Source organism: Fulvivirga sp. AWR4_260 (assembly GCF_056158185.1).
This window is the reverse complement of the sequence record NZ_JBSWSU010000015.1, coordinates 1,288,868-1,309,965: the sequence shown is the minus strand read 5'-3', so window position 1 is coordinate 1,309,965 and position 21,098 is coordinate 1,288,868. Positions and strand designations below refer to the sequence as shown.

At 34.8% G+C, this 21,098-nt stretch carries 18 protein-coding genes and 2 pseudogenes; 6 read left to right on the top strand and 14 right to left on the bottom strand.

Going from position 1 to position 21,098, the window contains the following annotated elements; genetic code table 11:
- Window positions 1-72: 72 nt before the first annotated feature.
- The 3 genes and pseudogenes from ACXACQ_RS12145 to ACXACQ_RS12135 all read left to right on the top strand — a co-directional run.
- Window positions 73-2,376: a hypothetical protein gene (locus ACXACQ_RS12145; RefSeq protein WP_474976212.1), complete on the top strand. Its 2,304-nt coding sequence runs from the start codon at window positions 73-75 to the stop codon at window positions 2,374-2,376.
- Window positions 2,377-2,811: 435 nt separating this feature from the next.
- Complete coding sequence (locus ACXACQ_RS12140; protein ID WP_474976211.1) at window positions 2,812-4,014, top strand: hypothetical protein; 1,203 nt, start codon at window positions 2,812-2,814, stop codon at window positions 4,012-4,014.
- 636 nt (window positions 4,015-4,650) lie between these two features.
- Window positions 4,651-4,749: pseudogene (locus tag ACXACQ_RS12135) on the top strand (integrase core domain-containing protein); the annotation flags it as partial.
- An 87-nt stretch (window positions 4,750-4,836) separates the two neighbouring features.
- On the opposite strand, the gene ACXACQ_RS12130 reads toward ACXACQ_RS12135, so the two are convergent.
- The 7 genes and pseudogenes from ACXACQ_RS12130 to ACXACQ_RS12100 form a co-directional block, all read right to left on the bottom strand.
- A complete protein-coding gene (locus tag ACXACQ_RS12130) occupies window positions 4,837-5,772 on the bottom strand; it encodes a helix-turn-helix domain-containing protein (RefSeq protein WP_474976210.1) in 936 nt (311 codons plus the stop codon).
- A gap of 61 nt (window positions 5,773-5,833) precedes the next feature.
- Complete coding sequence (locus ACXACQ_RS12125) at window positions 5,834-6,607, bottom strand: SDR family NAD(P)-dependent oxidoreductase (RefSeq protein ID WP_474976209.1); 774 nt, start codon at window positions 6,605-6,607, stop codon at window positions 5,834-5,836.
- 647 nt (window positions 6,608-7,254) lie between these two features.
- Window positions 7,255-8,325 carry a DUF3137 domain-containing protein gene (locus ACXACQ_RS12120; RefSeq protein WP_474976208.1) on the bottom strand — a complete coding sequence of 357 codons (1,071 nt, stop codon included), beginning with the start codon at window positions 8,323-8,325 and terminating at the stop codon, window positions 7,255-7,257.
- Window positions 8,326-8,335: 10 nt separating this feature from the next.
- Window positions 8,336-8,896 (bottom strand): LemA family protein, encoded by a 561-nt coding sequence (locus ACXACQ_RS12115; RefSeq protein WP_474976207.1) that lies wholly within the window; start codon window positions 8,894-8,896, stop codon window positions 8,336-8,338.
- 62 nt (window positions 8,897-8,958) lie between these two features.
- Window positions 8,959-9,810: a WG repeat-containing protein gene (locus tag ACXACQ_RS12110; RefSeq protein ID WP_474976206.1), complete on the bottom strand. Its 852-nt coding sequence runs from the start codon at window positions 9,808-9,810 to the stop codon at window positions 8,959-8,961.
- Window positions 9,811-9,847: 37 nt separating this feature from the next.
- A pseudogene (locus ACXACQ_RS12105) lies at window positions 9,848-10,099 on the bottom strand (WG repeat-containing protein); the annotation flags it as partial.
- A 12-nt stretch (window positions 10,100-10,111) separates the two neighbouring features.
- The gene (locus ACXACQ_RS12100; RefSeq protein ID WP_474976205.1) at window positions 10,112-10,234 is read right to left on the bottom strand and encodes a hypothetical protein; all 123 of its coding nucleotides are present in this window, start codon (window positions 10,232-10,234) and stop codon (window positions 10,112-10,114) included.
- A 421-nt stretch (window positions 10,235-10,655) separates the two neighbouring features.
- Between ACXACQ_RS12100 and bglX the strand changes: the two genes are divergently transcribed.
- Window positions 10,656-12,947, top strand: coding sequence for a beta-glucosidase BglX (gene bglX, locus ACXACQ_RS12095; protein ID WP_474976204.1), 2,292 nt, complete (start codon window positions 10,656-10,658; stop codon window positions 12,945-12,947).
- Between the two features lie 31 nt (window positions 12,948-12,978).
- On the opposite strand, the gene ACXACQ_RS12090 is transcribed toward bglX, so the two are convergent.
- On the bottom strand, window positions 12,979-13,560 hold the full coding sequence (locus ACXACQ_RS12090; protein WP_474976203.1) for an LOG family protein: 582 nt from the start codon (window positions 13,558-13,560) through the stop codon (window positions 12,979-12,981).
- Between the two features lie 430 nt (window positions 13,561-13,990).
- Here ACXACQ_RS12090 and ACXACQ_RS12085 point away from each other — a divergent pair, with 430 nt between their 5' ends.
- Window positions 13,991-14,647 (top strand): HAD-IA family hydrolase, encoded by a 657-nt coding sequence (locus ACXACQ_RS12085; RefSeq protein ID WP_474976202.1) that lies wholly within the window; start codon window positions 13,991-13,993, stop codon window positions 14,645-14,647.
- Window positions 14,648-14,824: 177 nt separating this feature from the next.
- On the opposite strand, the gene ACXACQ_RS12080 is transcribed toward ACXACQ_RS12085, so the two are convergent.
- The 5 genes from ACXACQ_RS12080 to ACXACQ_RS12060 all read right to left on the bottom strand — a co-directional run bounded on the left by ACXACQ_RS12080 (window position 14,825) and on the right by ACXACQ_RS12060 (window position 19,052).
- The gene (locus ACXACQ_RS12080; protein ID WP_474976201.1) at window positions 14,825-15,088 is read right to left on the bottom strand and encodes a hypothetical protein; all 264 of its coding nucleotides are present in this window, start codon (window positions 15,086-15,088) and stop codon (window positions 14,825-14,827) included.
- 325 nt (window positions 15,089-15,413) lie between these two features.
- Window positions 15,414-16,049, bottom strand: coding sequence for a response regulator (locus tag ACXACQ_RS12075; RefSeq protein WP_474976200.1), 636 nt, complete (start codon window positions 16,047-16,049; stop codon window positions 15,414-15,416).
- Between the two features lie 3 nt (window positions 16,050-16,052).
- Window positions 16,053-17,891 (bottom strand): tetratricopeptide repeat-containing sensor histidine kinase, encoded by a 1,839-nt coding sequence (locus ACXACQ_RS12070; protein ID WP_474976199.1) that lies wholly within the window; start codon window positions 17,889-17,891, stop codon window positions 16,053-16,055.
- A gap of 4 nt (window positions 17,892-17,895) precedes the next feature.
- Entirely contained in the window at window positions 17,896-18,342 is a 447-nt protein-coding gene (locus ACXACQ_RS12065; RefSeq protein ID WP_474976198.1) for a hypothetical protein, read from the bottom strand.
- A 248-nt stretch (window positions 18,343-18,590) separates the two neighbouring features.
- Window positions 18,591-19,052, bottom strand: coding sequence for a hypothetical protein (locus tag ACXACQ_RS12060; RefSeq protein ID WP_474976197.1), 462 nt, complete (start codon window positions 19,050-19,052; stop codon window positions 18,591-18,593).
- 223 nt (window positions 19,053-19,275) lie between these two features.
- Here ACXACQ_RS12060 and ACXACQ_RS12055 point away from each other — a divergent pair, with 223 nt between their 5' ends.
- Entirely contained in the window at window positions 19,276-20,415 is a 1,140-nt protein-coding gene (locus ACXACQ_RS12055; RefSeq protein WP_474976196.1) for a hypothetical protein, read from the top strand.
- A gap of 260 nt (window positions 20,416-20,675) precedes the next feature.
- On the opposite strand, the gene ACXACQ_RS12050 is transcribed toward ACXACQ_RS12055, so the two are convergent.
- Window positions 20,676-21,029 carry a DUF1801 domain-containing protein gene (locus ACXACQ_RS12050; RefSeq protein WP_474976195.1) on the bottom strand — a complete coding sequence of 118 codons (354 nt, stop codon included), beginning with the start codon at window positions 21,027-21,029 and terminating at the stop codon, window positions 20,676-20,678.
- Between the last annotated feature and the right edge of the window lie 69 nt (window positions 21,030-21,098).

Sequence of the window (21,098 nt, the reverse complement as noted above, 5' to 3'; positions counted from 1 at the left end):
GCTAAGTTAAACGCTAAACCACGCAACTACTCATAGCCGAGACCGTTAGCCACAAGCTGAAAAAAAATCTGAATGACAATAAATTACATAGTTGAAATTTGCATAGCAATTGATATTGCAATTTTGGGTATTGCATATCCAATTATTGTGGATAAAATATCAAACATTGGAGAAAGATACAATTCAAACTATTTATCAGTTCTTTTTAATAAAGAAATCCCTCAACGACCAGTAATTTTAAAATTTGAAAAAAAAAGAATTGAATTATCAATCTTTCAGTTAGCATTATATGTAACAATTATTTCTTTTCTATTTTTAATATTTCCAATTCGGCCACCTTTTGGTTGGGATAATTTTTTCATCAATAATTCCGCAAAACTATTAGTTTTTGCATTAACCACAACCTTAACCATTTTGTTTTTCCAATGGTTAAATAAGGTCATCCTTTTCAATGGTAAACCAACCTCTTTGTTAAGCTATGTAATTAAAAAATACACATCACTTAAAAAGGAATCTACGGACAAACCATACTTTCTAAAAACAATCAATGAATTTACTTTTTACGCAATTGATAAGCAAGATGAGCATTTACAAGAGACTTTGCTTGAATTTTACTATAGTGAATTCTCTTCGATTCGAAAAAATCACGATAAGTCCAAACCATTGATTTATCCAGCAGATTTATATTCAATGGTACATAAACTGAATGTACAGTTAGCAAATAGCAGTAACCTAAAACTACCTGCAATAGAACATAGAACTGTTAGTGGTTGGTGGTTACTTGGAGAAGATTTTGAAGAAATACCGATTTCCGAAGAGACATATAATTGGCTTTGGAGAAATCTGTATGTTATTTGCGAGAATGAGAAGTTTATAAAAATGTATTGGTCAAACGCTCATCAGTATCTAGATTTTAGATTACAACCAATTATAGAAGACTACGATTTTGAATCTGGAGAGGTCAAAAATAAAATAGAAGTCCAAAACCGATTACAACAGAGAAGAACGTTTCTTGAATTTCATTACGCTTTAGGAGGTCTTTTATTATATAGAAACCAGTACAAAACCTTAAAATACATATTAAATTATTCTCAATCATTACCACCAAAGTTTGTTCTTCTGCCGGAAACAATGACAGAAATTTTTGAGTGGTTTGAAGAATTTAGAAATGAGTTTAAAAATCGTCAGACACCGATTGACATCAAATTTTATTTTCCCGAACTGGATAATTTAGGTAATAGAAGACAAGTTAATTATTGGATCTGTAGTTATTTAACAGTTTTATTTTTGCGTCAGTGGACCCTACATAAATATTATACTTTCCAAGATTTTACAGCACTTCCAAATTTACCCAATAATGTCGTTGAATTAAACAACTGGTTGGCAACTGTATCATTCTTTGAAAATTGCCTTAATGATGTATTATCAAATAAAGAGCTAATTAATGTTTTAGGTTATACAGAAGTCGTTGCAGAAAAGTCAGATGAAATCAAGAATTACTCAAAAACCTTAAAAGACAAAATAAAAGATAAGATTGGTCAAGAAAAATTAAATGCACCGTTATCTCAGGATAAAATTGAAAATTTCGAAAATAAATCAAACGATATTATTTCAAAAGCATTCGAAAGCTATAATGATATTTTCATTGAACTAGATGATAAAGAAAAAGATGATGAGTTAAAATTAACCGTCACTGGTGGGCAGACTTTAATGTCAAAATCTGCATTTACAGATAATGACATTCCTCATTTAAACTACGATTCAATTTTTGCAAGTCAAGTAGCACAAAATAGTATAAAGCGATTTATTCCAAATTCATTTTTAGTTTCAAGAACTAGACGATATTTACTAAATAAGGATAATTTCCTTGAAGGTTTAAATAAATTAATTGGAGAAAATCCTGATGTTGTTATTGTTGCTGTAAACGCAGGTTATCGTTTAAAAGAAATTTTGAAAGAATATGATGCAAGAACAAAATACATTCCATCAACTGAATATCGAATACAAGATATAATTTATGTGCTAAATAAAACGGATTTACCTAGTATCGAACACAGAGATATACTAGAACAGGAAAAAGCGGATAGTCAACTAAAATTACTTAATGAAGATTTAAATATATATGCTTCAGTAATAGATGTAAGTAATCCAGAGAATAATAAAGTAAAAGAAAAATGGGATAGTAAAGAGTTTAAAGATAATTCGGAAATACAAGTTCAAATCACAATCGCCTTTTTAGCAGTAATTTATTGGAGAAAGGAAAGGGATATTGTACAAATTGGACTTTCCTCTGAATTTAAAGAGCAAGGAATTGAAAGCACCCTTGATGAAATTAAACCATTAAAGAAAACTTCTAAAAAAGATAAAAAGAAGTAAAGCCAGTGGCTAATCGTGTAGACGGCCGTGAGCTTTAAGCCCACGGTGCGCCTCACACACCACGTAGCGTACGGGTCTCGTACTACGCGGTTCATTGAATCTCTGGTTGAAGTTTGAGGTAATAATCCAGCATGCTTTTATAACCTTTCTTTCTCAGTTGTGATACGGTAATGGTAGTTCTGAGAACAGGACTTTGCAGTCTGGCTTACTTCAGTGCATGCCTCACGACAAACCACCTTGCGACTTGCTAATACTTCGGGACACGACTTCCGCACACAAGGGACTTTCACCCTATGGAATAATTTGGCATCTTAGATACCATATGCCCATGCTGGGCACACACACCGTATAAAATGCATAGTTTCCTAACGTGAGCTACGACATCTTATGCGGACCGTTAGTTGCAATTGCCGCATATTTCAAATGAACCTTAATATGAATCAATACTTCTATATATCCTTTCTTTTAATATTGTCTTTCTCATGCTCGCCTAAGAAGCATACAGAAGCACCAAATATTACTTACTTAGAACAAGAAACTCCTGACAGCATTCCTCAAGTCTTTGGAAAAGATGTTGTATCGGTCAAAGGTAGGTTCGATATGGGTTTCACAATTTCTCCGGATGGCAAAAGCATGGCTTTTGGAGTTGCTGATGAATCAAACCCTGAAAAGACCTGTATTTACCTGATGAACTACAACAATGAGAAATGGACATCACCAAAAAAATCATTTCTCCCCGATAACATAAACACGTTTTTCCCGATGTTCTCGCCATCCGGAAAGGAACTCTATTTTGTCAAATCTGTTGATAAATCACCTACCGATTTATGGGTTGCAGAGTATGTTGACAAAAATGCCGTTAACCCTCAACCTTTGGATTCCATAATCAACTCCTCAGAAAGAGAGGCTGGGCACGGCAAATCAAAAAGTGGATCTTTCTATTTTACATCGAACCGAGATGATCAGTACCAATGTTGCGGTGATATTTATTATACTCAACTTGAATCTGGTGTCTACTCCAAAGTTCAAAAATCAGATATTTTAAGTTCACCGGCCGATGAAGAAAGTTTGTTTTTGTCTCCTGACGAAAACTATATCATTGTTCAAGCATGGAAATACGATTCTAAATCTAAACACGACTTATTTATCAGTTACCGCACCAAGAAAGGTGCATGGACGGTTCCTAAAAGATTGAGCTTACTAATAAACGGTGAAGAAATTGAGCAACGACCATTCGTTTCACCAGACAATAAGTTTCTTTTCTTTAGCAGAACAAGCGTAACCCAAGAAAATGAACAGGCATTTTATGATTCTGATATTTACTGGGTAAGCACTAAATCAGTGTTTTCTCCGTACGCCTACAACCCCCAAATAGATGCTTCAATTAGATATGACGAAGAATTTGAACTGCATTTTCCTAAAGATATCTTTAAAGATGTAGATGACGAGAAGTTGTCATTTCAACTAACCCTGGAAAATGATTCAGCAATTCCAGAATGGATGGAATTTGATAATGGAAAGCTCATTTTAAATGGGAAATGGAACACTAAGGAACCCCTTATGCTTAAATTGACGGCAACAGACACTTCAGAAAACACAGGAGAATACATCTTTGAACTTAAAGCAAAAAGCAACTAATCGTGCAGACGGCCGTGAGCTGTAAGCCCACGATGCGCCTCACACACCACGTAGCGTACGGGTCTCGCACTACGCGGTTCATTGAATCTCGGGTTGAAGTTTCAGGTAATAATCCAGCATACTTTTATAACCTTTCTTTCTTAGTCGTGATACGGTAATGGTAGTACTGAAAACAGGACTTTGCAGTCTGTCTTACTTTAGTACATGCCTCACGGCAAACCACCTTGCGACTTGCTAATGCTTCGGGACACGACTCCCGCGCATAAGGGACTTTCACCCTCTGGAATAATTTGGTATCTTAGATACCATATGCCCATGCTGGGCACACACAATCGCTAGCACGAATGCGCCCAACTGACTCTTTGCTAGCTTGGAGTCTCTACCTTAGGTGGTACTAAAAAAGAGAGTTCGTCAATGATTAGATTTGAAAATGGCAAATTGATTTTCCATTCAGATAGAGGGGTGCAGTATGCCTCTAATAAGATCCGGCACCTTTTGTCGCGTAATAGCTATGAGCAGAAGAGGTAAGTATTGGAATAATGCAGTAGCTGAAGGTTTCTTTAAATCAATCTAATACGAATGGTTAAACAGGTTAAAGTTCTGCAATTATTTACATGCTTGATATAGTATAGACAATATATTGTCTGGTACAATCATCAGAGGCCACATTCTGCACTAGGCTATATGACACCACTAGAAAAAGCATTAAAATTAATTTATAACAAAACAGCTTGATATTTTTTGTTCCATATTTTGTAGCTAGTCCAATAGAGTTATGAGTAGTAAGTTGTCCTTCGCAAAGTTCAGCGAGAAACACGCACGTCACGCTGTGCCTGTATAAGCAAACCCGGCTCGAAACTCCAGCGGACTTTGATTGGTTTTTTGTTTGAATAGTTTGCTAAAGGATTGCGAGTGCTCAAATCCAAGTTCATAAGCGATTTCTGAAACGGTTAAGTCGGTGGTTGAAAGTCGTTCTTTGGCTTTCTCGATGAGTTTGAGATGTATGTATTGTTGCACATTCAGCCCAATAAGCGAACGCAATAAATCGCCTAAATATCCGGGTGTTAAATGCATTTGGTTTGCCAAATATTGAACAGTGGGAATGCCATTATTTAAAGTGTTTTCAGAACTGAAAGAGTGATCCAAGATTGATTCTAGTTTATCCAAAACATCGTGGTGTACTACTTTTCGAGTAATGAATTGTCTTTTATAAAAACGATTGGCATAGTTGAGCAAAAGCTCCAATTGGGCAATCAGAACACCTTGACTAAACTCATCCACACGGTTATTTAGTTCGGTATCGATAATGCGAAAAACCGATAACAAGACTTCTTTTTCATTATCAGAAACGTGCAAAGCTTCATTTACCGAATACGAGAAAAAACCAAAATCTTTGACGTTTTTTGCTAAAGGATAACCTAGAAATAAATCAGGATGCACAAATAAAATATACCCATAAATATCGCCTTCGTATTCAATCTCGCCCACCAGCTGATTGGGAGCCGTGAAAAGTAAAGTTCCTTCATCAAAATCATAATAATCTTGTCCGTATTTTAAACGCCCAATACTATTCTTCGAGAACGCTATTTTATAAAAATCGATGACATCATATCTGGGAATATTGCTGAGGTTGAACGGATTATTTTCATCGAAACGTATGAGGCTGATCAATGGATGTTTCGGTTTGGGTAAGTTATATACCTTGTGAATCTCTGTGATAGAACGATATCTGGAAATATTTTCGTTTCGCTTTTTCATTATCATTTTTCAAGTAAAACAGAGTCTATACCATAAGACAGACTCTGTTTGGTTAAAAATTCTACCAAGGAAGCGTTAATTGCGGACCTGCAAAATTTTCTGGAGCCGTAAAACTTCCCGTTGGCAAGTCTTCTGATAAGGCAACTCGTATCGGCTCTCGTGATCCAAACTCCAATGTATCGGTACCTTGAAAATTATTCAAATCTGTCGCAGTAAACCCTGGACTTACCAAGTGAACTTTTATGTTATCTTTCTCTAGTTCGATGGAAAGGGAAAGCATAAGGCCATTCAACGCGGTTTTAGAAACCGAATACACGGCATCGAAACCAAATCGAAACGGATTTTCTGGGTTAGCATTTAAAGTTAATGAACTTAAACCACTTGTTACCGTTACAATTCTTGCTTTTTCTGCTTTTCTCAATAGCGGTAGAAAAGCCTGTGTAACTGCCAACGTACTAAAAACATTGGTATGCCAGACCGTTTTCAATTCTTCAATAGAAGCAACGGAAGGCATTTGATCGGCAAAAATTTGCTCTAATGAGCGCCCGTTGAGCCCAGTGTTGGAAATAGCAGCGTTATTGACCAATAAATCCAAAGAACCTGCTTCTTGATTGATGGTTGCTACGGCTGCTGCTACGGATTCAGTATTTGTAATATCCAATTGAATGGCTTTTGTATTTCCTCCGATTTCCGCTGCTGCTTTTGTTCCATTTGCTACAGTTCTAGATCCTAGATAAACCCTATATCCATTCTCTGATAAAGCTTTGGCTATTTGATACCCAATCCCTTTGTTGGCACCTGTTACGAGTGCTGTTTTTTCAATTTTGTTTGACATCTTTCTTTTATTTGATGATACAAAGGTCTTGCTTCTATGTATCTTGTCTGTAGCCAAAACAAGGGTTGCTGTAGTGAAATTGCGTTTTTAATAATTCCGAAGATTCAAAAATTATGATCGCATTAACAGGTGCATACGTAATTTTTGCCATATTTTTCGCCATTGTATTCAGAACCAGCCCAGTTGATACAAAAAAACAAAACATCTCCTCATGCAGGACATTGCAGCATACTAAAAACGACAAATAATAATCCGTATACCTCCATTTCTAAAGCAAATGCTAGTATTTGCTTTGGATTTGACAAGTTGAATATTAAGCTTGATGTAATAATAAATAACTAGGGCTAACAAAATTCAAGCGCACAATTGGACTTCACCATACGAAACCTTTAATACTAGTGGATAATCTTTCGCTTTTTTGTTTCTGGTGTCAAGCCCAAGGACTACAGTAGCCATATTGTATTATTAGTAAAAAATCATTGCTAACTTTTGCTAATGCCTGTACTTAAAAAGACTTATTTTAAATGCTTAACAGGAATTAACAATATTATTTACATTCAATTACAATACTTTTACAATTAAATAAATACAATATTTACTTAATTATAAATTAATTAGGATTGAAATATTAGCATCTGATGTGCTTACTACTTCCAAATATTCCTTTCTAAGGATAAATGCCTCACTAAATATTCGAAAAAATTAATTTGATCCACTATGTAAGCCATGTCTTGCGCACTGGTAATGGGCTTACTGATATGACTTTCAAACAAATCTTTTCCCCAGTCGATAGCCAAATACAACTTCCCTTCCATCAAGCTGAAATAAACATCAGATTTAGCCAAGGCATTTAAACTCATCAACTTTTCCATTAGGCTGGTCGACAACACATAATGAGCCTCTAACTCCCCTGAAGTATATACTGCATAGGTCTCGTTAAAGTGAGGATCATCCATTTCAATAAATTTTTTACCATGATAAAAATCGGTTTTCAATAAGCCCTTTCTAACTTTTGAAGCCGGTAATATGTGTAAGTTCCCATTATGCCTTCTATTAAAATCCGCCTTCATTATCAACCCTCCAAAAAACATGATGTAATTATGAGACCCCTCCTCCTCCTCTTCATCAAGAACTTCTGTGTTCCCTCCAGATAACAATAAAAGTGGCCATAAAACCAGCTTCAACAAAAACCCCATTATATCCTCCAAAAGGGACATAAAGAAGCTTCCTACAGTTTCTTTATCTACGTAAAATTGACCTTCACAAAATTCTACAGCTACACCCTCTATCTCCCCCTTTACATGATCTTCTCCTCGATACAAGTCTAGCTTTTCTTTAAAAACATTAGATTTTGTAACTTCTTCCTCTGGAATTTTATCATCAGGGTTATAATCATAACTCTCATTTATTTGATGCATCAGCCACCCTACAATTTCCTCTTTAAAGTACTTTCGATAAGAATTAGCAGGATCATACGCTTCTAACAATAAAAATGCCCCACCTGAGACTACAGCTACCACAATTACTGGCCAAAGAACAGCAAACAGAAACGGAAAAGCTACCATTATATAGCAGCTCAGAAACGAAAGAATAAAAACAAATTTAAAAAGAGCGATAAATTTTTTGAATATTTTATGAATCGTGTATTTACGACTTCGCGCCTTTTCTACTCTACCTACCCTTTCCTCTAGTTCTTGTTTTAAATTAGATATTTCCATGCTTACTTAACTATGACGAGAATAAATTACCTACACTTACATTTTGTCTTTCTATCGGATCTATTTCAAAAAAGGTCTCTGGGCTAAAGCCAAACATAGAGGCGATAATAGAAGAAGGAAAGGTCTCCGTACTATTGTTATATTCACGAACACTATTATTATATACTCTACGCGCTGCAGAAATCTGTTCTTCTAGGTCATTCAGCGAAAGCTGTAAGTGACGAACATTTTGATCTGATTTAATTTCAGGATAGGCCTCCATAGATATTTTCAACTGGCTCGTGAGCTGACTTAACTTATTTTCAACCTGTGCTCTTTGATCTGATTTTGCAGGCAAGCCATTCAATTGTTCTCTAATTAATGTTATTTCAGCAAACAGATTTTTCTCATGATGCATAAAATTCTTCACTGCCGCTACCAGATTAGGAATTAGATCATAACGCTTTTTAAGCATTACATCAACGGTGCTAAAAGATGATTTAACCCTATTTCTTCTCCGTACCAGATTATTATAACTGGTGATAAGTAATAGAAGAATCACCAGAATTGCTATAGATAAAAACAACAACATAGACTTATGTATTAAGAATAAATAAAACAATTTAATAATATAATTACATATCAATTAAATTATTAATTTACATATTCATTCCCTAATAAATCTATATAATAATCCTTCCCATCCATTTTCATGCTAATAATACCCTCATCTGTAAAACCATCATTATCCATATTGTTATATTTAACAGGGATAACAGGGTTACCAAATTCATCTACTACGCCTATTAAATATCTATCTGCAGCGCCAGTATCTTCGATAAACAAACCCTTAGTTTCGGAGTTCTCAAATGAGGCTATATAATTATTAGTAACGTAAAGAACATTACCATCATAGTCCAATAAAAAACGTTTATGCTCTTTCCAGCTTATAAAAACACCTTTGTTATGCGTGAACATATCATCGTAAATTGGTTCAACAACAATATTGCCACTTACATCAACCACTCCAACTTTCATTGCATGCTTCAAATCATCTTGTGGCATTTGAATAGATGCATAACCATAGTGAAACCTAGAAATATTTGGGTATTTCATCGGCAAAAGAACTTTATCGTTTATAAAATCTAACAGTCCCGACAAGTAACTATAACTACCATTCTCTTTATAAATTATTACAACAGCTGGGTCGTCCAAGACAGCAAGATCATACTTACTCAGGTCGTAGATAACCTCATTCTTATTATTGATAATAAATTCACTATCCTCAAGTTCAACATAAGCTATTCCGTCCATAAATTGTGAAGTACCATCATACTGAAATGGAATAACTATATCACCCTTCACATTGACAAAACCATATTTACCTTCATGGGTTTTAACACCTGTCAGCTCATCATCACCGTAATAAAAAATCTTTTTGTTTTCTACTGGATAAATGATTTCACCTGAAGCATCTATAATACCCCAATCTCTTCCTATACGCACTTGACATAACCCTAATTTTTGTAAAGGATAAAGCTCATTATACATACAATCTACTAGTAAGCTTACCTTCTCTTTCCATAATACCCCAAAAGCCACCTATGGCTTTCACTGGGGTCACTTTGACTCCATCTCTAAAAGGTATTATAGTAGCATATTCATATTCAGCAAGTAGCTCCCTTTTTTTATTCATTAATGCCACCGAAACCAAACCATTATTTTCTAAAGCTACTCCGGCAAGATCATCATTAAAGGCTGTTACATAATCCCACTGAAGAGCTAACACTATGTTTTTATCTTTATCTCAGTAGCCAAATTTATCACCCACAAGGTATGGGATGAGTATATCGTCAGCCAGTTTAAAGTTTTTAACTAAAGGAGAGTTGGATTTGAAGGTCTCCGTTTTGCTGGTATTTCCTGCTGCCATATCTTTTTTGATGCCTTTTGACAAGATGCATGAAAGGTGATAAATAATAATAAATAGCATTAACACTCCACGGACTTATTGAAAATTAAACATCTTAAAATTGAGTAGCTCATATAACGCCCAATTCATATCGATAAAACATACGATCAGATGGTTCACTCACCTTAAACAAACACTCATTGACTTATCAATAGACTGAAGCATTTTACAGCGGTAAATACTTCAAAAATCAAGGGTAAATTTTACATCAAGGTATATCTCAAACTATTCACTCAATAGAAAAAATATTGCTCAGTTCATTTCTTCCAAGCATGCATTTTAGTTTCATCAAACATGAGGCAAACGGCCATTATGCCTAGAATAGGAATTATAATTATATCTTTATTGTCAAATACAGTTTTACTAAAAATCTACAATCTACATGAAAAAACTACTTTTTGCTGTTATGCTACTTTTCGCATCGACCTCTCTCTTTGCACAAGATGGCAAAAATGAAAAAATGGATAAGTTTATCAACGACCTTATGGAAAAAATGACCCTTCGTGAAAAGATTGGTCAGCTTAACTTACCTAGTGAAGGAGATATTATCACAGGCTTAGGCGCAAACAGCCATATAGCCGATAGAATAAAGAAAGGTGAAGTTGGGGGAATGTTCAACATTAAAGGTGGAGATAAAATTAAAGACATCCAGAAAATTGCCCTGACGGAAAGTCGTATGAAGATCCCTTTATTATTCGGCATGGACGTTATCCATGGCTATGAGACTATTTTCCCTATTCCTCTTGGCCTAGCCTGTAGCTGGGATATGGCAGCTATTGAAAAATCTGCACAAGTAGCAGCATCAGAGGCCAGTGCTGATGGTATCAACTGGACCTTCAGCCCTATGGTAGATATTTCAAGAGACCCGAGATGGGGCCGTATTTCTGAAGGTAGTGGTGAAGACCCATATTTGGGAGGAGAAGTGGCTAAGGCCATGATTTACGGGTATCAGGGAAAAGAAAATCTATATTCAGAAAAAACCAACATTCTAGCTTGTGTTAAACATTTCGCACTATATGGTGCTGCAGAAGCTGGCAGAGATTATAATACAGTAGACATGAGTAAAGTAGGAATGTATAATTACTACCTAAACCCATACAAAGCTGCTGTAGAAGCTGGCGTGGGTAGTGTAATGGCTTCTTTCAACACAGTGAATGGAGTACCTTCTCATGCTAATAAGTGGCTACTAACTGACGTGCTTAGAGACCAGTGGAATTTCGAAGGCTTTGTTGTTGCTGATTATGGTGGTGTTGGAGAAATAGTTAATCACGGATTAGGAGACTATAAGCACGCATCTGAATTAGCGATGAATGCTGGCTTAGACATGGACATGGTTAGTGAAGGCTTTTTAAACAATTTAGAAACACTGATTAAAGAAGGTACTGTTTCTGAAGATCAGGTAAACAAAGCCTGTAGAAGAATATTAGAGGCTAAATATAAGCTTGGTTTATTTGATGACCCTTATAAGTTCTGTGACGCTAAAAGAGCTAAGAAAGAAATCTTTAGCAAAGAAAACAGGGCCATTGCCAGAGAAATTGCAAGCAAAAGCTTTGTGCTTTTAAAAAATGAAGGAGACATTCTCCCATTAAATAAAGACCAAAAACAAACTATTGCCGTAGTTGGCCCATTAGCTAACACCAAATCAAATATGGTGGGTACATGGAGTGTGGCTGCCAAATTGGATAAGCCGGCCTCTTTAGTTGAAGGTTTACAATCTATCGTAGGAAAAGACACACAAATAGTGTATGCTAAAGGGTCTAATTTAACTAGAGATGAGAAATTAGAAAAAGATGCTACCATGTTTGGCCGAGAACTAGGTCGTGATAACCGAAGCGAAGAAGAGCTAAGAAATGAAGCTTTAGAAATAGCAAAAAATGCAGATGTAATAGTTGCAGCTATTGGCGAGTCTTCAGAAATGAGCGGTGAATCTAGCAGCAAAACCAGCATAGGCATACCTGCTGTACAGCAAAAATTATTAGCAGAACTATTAAAAACAGGTAAACCGGTGGTATTAGTATTGTTCACTGGTCGTCCACTTACGTTAACTTGGGAAAAGGAAAATGTACCTGCTATTTTAAATGTTTGGTTTGGAGGAAGTGAAGCGGCCTATGCCATAGGTGATGTGCTTTTTGGTGATGTAAACCCTAGCGGAAAATTGGTAGCGACCTTCCCCAGAAGTGTAGGTCAAATTCCATTGTATTACAACCATCTTTTAACGGGTCGCCCTGCCTCTGATAATGGTTTTGAAAAATTCAGAAGCAACTATTTGGATGAGAAAAACGCACCTCTTTATCCATTCGGGTACGGTTTAAGCTATACAACATTTACCTATGGAGACTTGAAACTAAGCAGCAATGAAATCAATGCTAATGGTAGTATTAAAGCCTCAATTACTGTTACCAATTCAGGAAAAGTAGATGGAGAAGAAATAGTACAGCTGTATATCAGAGACCTTGTAGCCAGTATATCTAGGCCGCTCAAAGAGCTTAAAGGATTCAAAAAGGTATTGATAAAAGCAGGAGAAACCAAAACTATTGAGTTCACCATTACAGAAGAAATGTTAAAATACTATAACCCTGATTTAGAGTTTGTATCTGATGCAGGAGAATTCGAAATCATGATTGGAACCAATAGTGATGACGTTAAAACACAAAAGCTTACATTAAAGAAATAATACTAAAGGCCTTGATCTCAAGGCCTTTTTTCTACGTTCTCTCTTTTGTAATCCACTTCCCTACCTCAGGCGCTTTATAATGCTCCATTTTATCAAGTAAATCTTTTATATCATCACTCATCAGCAACATCTTTTGATTCATTTCTTTCAGAAAACCATCGTCTACCATCTTTTGAATAAAAGAACTTAAAGCATTATAAAAACCATCAATATTAAATAATGCCATTGGCTTTTTATGCAAGCCCAACTGCCCCCATGTTAGCATCTCAAAAAGCTCCTCCATAGTTCCAAAACCACCTGGCATAGCTATTACCCCCTCACACAAATCACTCATCTTAATTTTACGCTCATGCATACTTTCCACTGTAATCAACTCAGTTAGACCTTCATGTGCAATTTCTTTAGTTTTTAAAAATTCAGGGATTACGCCTATCACTTTTCCTGCTTTACTCAACGCACCATCTGCTACAGCCCCCATAAGCCCCACTTTGGCTCCTCCATATATTAAATCTATTCCATTTTCTGCCAAGGCTTGCCCCAATGCGAAGGCCTGTGATCTATAAACGTCAGATTCTCCTAAACTGGATCCGCAAAATACTGAAACACTTTTCATATTTATTAATTTATATCCTTTACAATACTATTGCTTTAATATTAAAAATGACACCCTCATTTAAAAGGTTAACAATATTATCATTTGATTTTCAATAATGTAAATTCTAAAAACCTCAATTAATACAACGTTCACCTTCATTACTCCATTGAGAATACTTTCGTATAAGATGTTCTTTGCTTTAATTTTCAAATTACATTTCAATGTCAATTACAATAAAGCATATAATTTTATCTTTTGTAGAAATACTAGTGGAGTATAGTGGGTTTTCACACGAAGTAGAAGTAGTGCAAAGTTTAATCCGCTCAAACCAAAAGCCCAAGCATTACTGCCGATGTCACCCTGAAATATAACCAAACGGAAACCCAACAGGTATCATTATGAATTAGCCACTTTATAAAGTAGTTTTGATTTTTTAACTGATACTTACATGCTGAAAATAAAAAATGTTCTTTTTGACCTAGACGGTACTATTATAGAATCAAAAGAGGGAATTTTTAATTCAATACTATATGCCCTAGACAAAATGGGTATAGTGGATAACGACACCTCCTCATTCAGCTCCTTCATTGGCCCTCCTTTAATTGATTCTTTCCAGAATAGATATGATCTAGACACCGAAAAAGCCAATGAGGCAGTCACCTTTTACAGAGAATATTATACGGAAAAGGGCATTTTTCAAAACACCTTATACCCTGGCGTAGAGCAATTAATCAAAACGCTTCATAAATTAGGATACCGATTGTTTTTGGCCACATCAAAACCTACTATTTATGCCAAAGCAATTATTCAGCATTTTAACCTCGACAGCTATTTTACAGACATGGTGGGTAGCAACCTCGATAACACACGAAAAGACAAGACTGAAATTATCGAATATGTGATAACCAACAATAATTTACATGCCCATGAATGTATTATGATTGGTGACACCAAGTTTGATATGATAGGAGGAAAAAACATGAAAATGGTGACAATAGGAGTAACTTATGGACATGGTGCCCTCGAAGATCTAAAAAAGTATAATGCTGATTACATTGTTAATGATACTAGCGAAATAACCTCAATCATCAATAGCATAAAATAAATAAGAAAGGCCACCTAAAAGTGGCCTTTAACAGCATCGGATTAGTCAGGTTCTACCTTAAAAAACAAATTAATTGATAACAATCGTGCAAAACACGCCAAACACTAATTTAAATTTTAACCTGACTACGCACTAAAAGTGATGTAACTTACTCTTATACTGTTTTTTTGAGTGTTTTTAATTGATATAGAATTGAAATTGATTCAAGGTATAAAAACCTTTTTTCAACCCGTAATATTTTGTGGTTCCTCTATTATATTTCAGAAGTGTCACAAATTTCCCTTCTATACTATAAATTTTTCCTTCTCCCGAATTCGTAGATTTAATATGTAGTGCATCTCCATCACCATAGATGTTTACACCCGTTAATAGGCTATCATTATAATTAATTTGAACATCACCAACAGAGCTATTTTTACCTTCTTTATAAAAGTCCATCATGTAATTTTTAAATCAAAATGAATAATGTGACACTAAATAAATGCTTTTAATAAGAGCTACCCAATAAGCAATGCTAGTATCGTTTTATAGATTTATTTAGCGTAGAGCTGTCTAAAATACAAAAATATTTCATTTCACTCTATAAGATTATCTCATAATTCAATCGTTTGATATTCTCAAAATTCTATAATGATGTAAAAAAAGACAATAAATTAAAAGTATTTCAAACACTTAATAGCATTTAAATAGACTGCAGCAATGAAGTTGGGAATTATTAGCCCAGAAAGCCATGCAAGAAAAATTAAACTTTTACACTAAATGAGAATTATACTTCAATAATTCCTTTTTCCATAGCATAGCGCACCAACTCAGCAGAGGTATTCACTTGTAGTTTATGCATGATATTGCGCCTATGCGTACGAACGGTGTTTTCGCTTATATAAAGTTGATCTGCAATAGCTTTACTATTTAGACCTTTTGCAAGGCAAGAGATTATTTCTTTTTCTCTATGAGACAAAATATCATTATCAGTTTTAGTTTTTGCTCCACGCATGTAGTCAAAAACCTGATTACTGATTTTATCATGGAAATAATTTTCTCTCCTAAACACACAAGTAATGGCTCTTTTTAGCTCCTCTTTAGATGCTGCTTTTATAATATAACCCTGTGCGCCTTTTTCCAATGCACCTTTAATTTGTTTCATAGATTGATGCATGGTTAGCATCAATATAGGCACATTTATACCTTTTCGTTTTAACAAGTCCATAGTTGACAACCCATCCAGAATAGGCATATCCACATCCATCAGTATCACATCTATAGACAGGGCTTCAATTATGGCAGGAGCCTCATTTCCATTAACCGTATGCGCCACTACCTGCATGCCGTCATTAGGCTGAAACATGGACTTAACACCCTCTGCAAACAGATGATGGTCATCTATCATTAAAACTTTAATCATATATTAACTAACTATATGTACCGGCAAATCTATAATTACAGTAGTACCTCTTCCTATGTAAGTATCCAACTCAAAACTACCGTTTAAACGAGCAATTAAATCCCTCATTGAAGAAAGCCCCATTCCATTATTTCGTTTAGAGATTTTTTTTACGTCAAAACCTACTCCATTATCACTTACCATAATATTAACCAAGCCATCATCACCATAACAAGTAAGCATAATAGACATTTGAGAAGCCTTGGCATATTTCAGAATATTACTTACCAGTTCCTGAATTAGTCTATATATAACAATTTCGTGCTCAAAGCTAATTTTGCAATCATTTAAAGCAGAGGTAAACTCAACCTGCAACTTATTATTCATGGCAAGATGGTCGGTGAGCTCAGCTAGAGCCACTTCTAAACCAAAATCTTCAGATACTCCCATATTTAACGAATGAGATAAGTTTCTAACATCATTATAAGCCTGATCTACCATGCCTTCAAGCTTTTCTATATTGTTAAAACTTCCTGATGCTACGTTACTCACATTGACCTTAATAGTGGCTAATAAATTACCCAAATGATTATGAAGTTCACCAGCAATCCTCCGCCTTTCATTCTCTCTCCCTACAATCATTGACTCCAAGGTATTCTTTTCGTGTTTTTGGAGTAAAGCCTGCACCTGCTTATTATGATTTTCGCGCTCCACCTCAGCAGTAAGCCTATGATTTTTTAATCTCTGCCTATTCAAGAGAAATAAAACAATGAAAAGAACCATTAAAATAATAGCGATACCTATATATATCTTTTGCAAGTATTTATCCTTTTCTAATAGGCTAATTTCCTTTTCTCGTAAACCTACTTCATAGGCAGTCCGTAAATCCGCAATCTCCCTAGTAGTTTCAGCATTTTGAATACTATCTTTATAGGACAAATATTGTTTATAATAGTTTAAGGCCTTTTCATAATCACCCAGTTTATTTTCATACAGCTTACTCAATACAAGCGCTGCATCCCTCACCTGCTCCTTCAAACCTGCCGAGTCTGCTATAGACAGCCCCGTCTCAGTATGATGTATTGCCTTGTCTACATCATTAATTTCTAAATAAATGCTTCCTAGCTGATTATGAAAATCAGAAATCCCAAATTGGTCGCCATATGGCATCAACTTTTCGATAGCATCATTTAATTCAGCAATAGCTTGCTCCCTAAGTCCCTGTTTCCAATGCACTAACGCCTTATTACCTATACAATAAGCAATACCAACCTTCTTTTGTAACTTTTCAAAAAGCCGCTCTGACCTTGCATAATAAATTAGTGCCGAATCATATTTATCCATCAAATAATAGGTATACCCGTTATTTAATAAATTAATAGCTAACGGATGCTGCTTTCCATGCTTATCAAAAATTGTAATAGCCTTATTACCAAATAATAAGGAATTTTTCAAATCATTATTACTAGAATACGTATTAGCAATTTCAGAATAAGCTTCTGCTAAAATCAGAGGTCTATTATATTTAAGGCTAATATCAACCGCTTTAAATAAGTTAGTAAGTGAATTTTTCAAATCACCTAACATTCTATAAGCTAGTCCCTTTTTTATTTGAACCTTTATTACATTTGCCTCATCAAGAGATGCTTTGTTTGCCAAATATTCATCGCTATATTTTATTATATCGGAAGGCGTAGGAGAATATTCAATTAATAAAAAAAGCAATTCATAACTTATAGAATCAGCAAGTTCATCCTTGTTATACAAAATATTTTTAAGACTATCAGCTTTGGTTACATCTTGAGAGAATACATTACAGCTAAACAAAATACCAACTAGGACAAGTAATTTTTTTTTACTCATTAAATTAATTGGAATCAATTCTTAGTTTGGGATCTATCTTAATTTTATATCTTTTCAATTCATTCATTTCGGGATGTTGTAACTCAAAGTAAAATACAATATCCTCTTTAATCGTCAACCTTTCTTCAGCCTTACATTGAAAAGAAACATCCGTTATTGATTCCACTTTCAAAACACCCTCTCTTTTGCATTTAAAAGGCTTGCCCTCATGACAGCAAAAATTAATGGAGGAAATAGCATACAACTCGCCCGGTATTACGCAAAAATTAATAACATCACCTATAGTAAATTTCAGTAAGTAATCTTTAACGGCTGTCCCCAGCACCATAGCCCCTTGATTGTAGAGTACAGAGTATTCGGTCACTGTTAAAAAATCATCCGTTTCGGGCAAAGATTTAATTTTAGAAAGCACCTTTTCAGTGTCAATCTGAATAAAAATGTTATGTTGCATGATAATGTCAGGTTGGTTATGGTTATGATTAAGCCTTCTATTATTGTGGAAAGAATGCCGTTTCAAAGCTTAATTTAAGGAGTATATATAAATAAATGAAGTGATAATTACTGTAAATTCAATAAGCCTACTGCTCATTCCATCATCCAACATCATTAAAAACATAAAATCAACTCACCATACTCTGACTAAAACAAAAAAGATTCCATTTGTTAACAGAATCTTTTCATAAAATCTTAATACTTCAATCATTCATTAGAGTCAATACGCAATTTTGGATCTATTATAATGGGGTAAGTATCAGAATTCAAATATTTTATTTTGGCATTAAATTTTAAGTCGGCATCATCAATAGCACCATCAGCAAGACAACTAAAAGAAGCTGCCGCATTTTCTGTCATTTTTAATTTTGAAATTCCTGAACTCAACGTATATGGTAGCCCGTTACTGTTAGCCGTATAGTCAAAAGTAACCACTGTGTCACTAGCTAAGTCAGCTGGCAATACCGTAAAATTCACTTCATCATACAGCGCTAAATTTATGAGGTGATTTTTAATTGCTATTCCTTCTACCATAGTATTCTGATCAAACAGGACTGTATACTGTAAAATAACATCAGGATCTGGCTCCTTACCTCCAGCTGCTGATTCTTCCAAATAACTTTTTAACCCACTGGTATCCAATTGTAAATAAATATTCAATTCTGCCATAACTATAGAAATTAGATTTATTAAATAAATTTTAATGACTTGTACATCATAATTTTATACATTAATTCAAATTATAAAATTTTTTTAATATAATTTATAATTACAAGGATTAGAAATACTGCAAATGCAGTATTCATCATAATCACCAAAATGCTGTAATAAACTTCCACATAATGTTATGATATTTATGATATCATTTATCTGAAACCAAAACCAACATTTTATGGACATTCAGGCTAACCAGTGGCAAAGTGCTATTTCAAAACAGCAAAGTCAGCTTTTGGGAAAAGGGCTGGATATCTATAATAATACGGTAAAAGATGCAGCCATTACCACCAACCCTTTCAGCGCCAGCAAACCAAGCTGTGGAGGCACGCGTGTCAAATATTGTATAAGAAAAATAATTACCAAGAAAGAGCTTAAATCATTTACCTCTACCCACCTAGACTTAAACAAAAGACTCTTAATAAACACCAATAAAATACCTAACAGTGTTCTAAACGCAATAAAAATAAACACCAGCAGCACCACTCTGCTGCTAAAACTTACGGTATTAAACCCAGTTTCCATTTTAAGCACTTATCCCGAGCTTAATTCAACGGCCTGCGATACTATAAGAAGAAACTTTGAGCCAACATACGGCCAGAAGTTTATTAATGGAGTAGTAACAGGTGGAGACATTCTAGTGATTTTGCATAAGAAATGGAGCAATGAGGCATGTTGCGATGAGTTTGATTCTTCATTTAGCATGAAGTATCTAAAGGGCGGATATACGAGAGATGTACTAACTGCAATTCAAGTTTTATGCAAAAGTTATGGATTCACGCCATTTGCGTTTACACGTGGCGGAAATGACATAACCTTAAATTTTCATAATGCTGAAGTTCTATTTACTCAACTATCAACCTTTATTGATGATGTGAGCATACGAAACAAAGGTATAATATTAGGCTATCAGTATGAAAGCTATACTAGCTGTGATAACCTACAAAGCCGCGAAATAAAATCGTTGGCCAATCTCAACTTCAAAGCGAATACTTACTTAAAAAATAAAGCCGCATATATCAAGTATCATTCGCAATATGTAAAGCACGTTCAAGAAAAAAATAAGCTAAAAAAACATATTGATGATCCAAGAATAGCACTAATTCTAAAAAGGATTGAAATGCGAATTCATAAATCAAAAAGGGCTTTTATTAACTATACCGAATCACCAAATAAAAGCCAGAGTTATGAGGCATTATTCAGTGATAATGAAAACAGATTAAATGTACTAATAAGTGAGGCCTTCTCTTTATTAGCAAGTAAAAAAGCAGGGAAGAGCTTCCCGGATATGAATTCAATAAATCATCAGATTTATTAAAGATAAATATAGTTTGGTTTTTATGTATTTTGAGAATGATGATTCACGAAGAAAAGTCAGCCTTCTGGGGGGAAGGTTGGCCGCTCTTTGTGAAAAAACCGAAGTGCAGCCCAACCCGCACTTCAGGTTTTCAAAAATGAATTTAACAAAGTTTACGAAAAACGGTTTTCACCATCCTCTTAGCCCAAATGTATACCTCGTATATTAAAACCAGATTAGAAAGGGATTAAGTACAAGTTAAAATACATCTGTCACCCTCATTAATTGCCCCTTTTATAGATGGCAATAGCTTCTGCCAAAATATCATTAATCAAACCCACAGGTAAGTCTTCATGTGGGTTCACACTCAGCACCTTCATTTTGGCTCGTTTACCCTGTTCTAGCACGTCATATTGAAGTTTGCCTCCGTCCACAAAAAGTATATAAGGACACTGAGTTTTACGGTCTACCCACAAATAAAAAAGTGGTTTATTCTCAATACAGAAGCAAGGCATTCCATATTTTCTCGTTTCTTTTAAGGCAGCAAAGCTCTTTAATATCAATTGACGCAAACTCAATAAACAACTTTTATTGGGTTCATCTTTATCCAAGTAAAATTTTAAGAGATCTTCCATAACAGCATTAAGTGCGGGTACAAATGAGCTTAATTTTCATTTAATAGCTAATACCGAACAAGTCAAGGT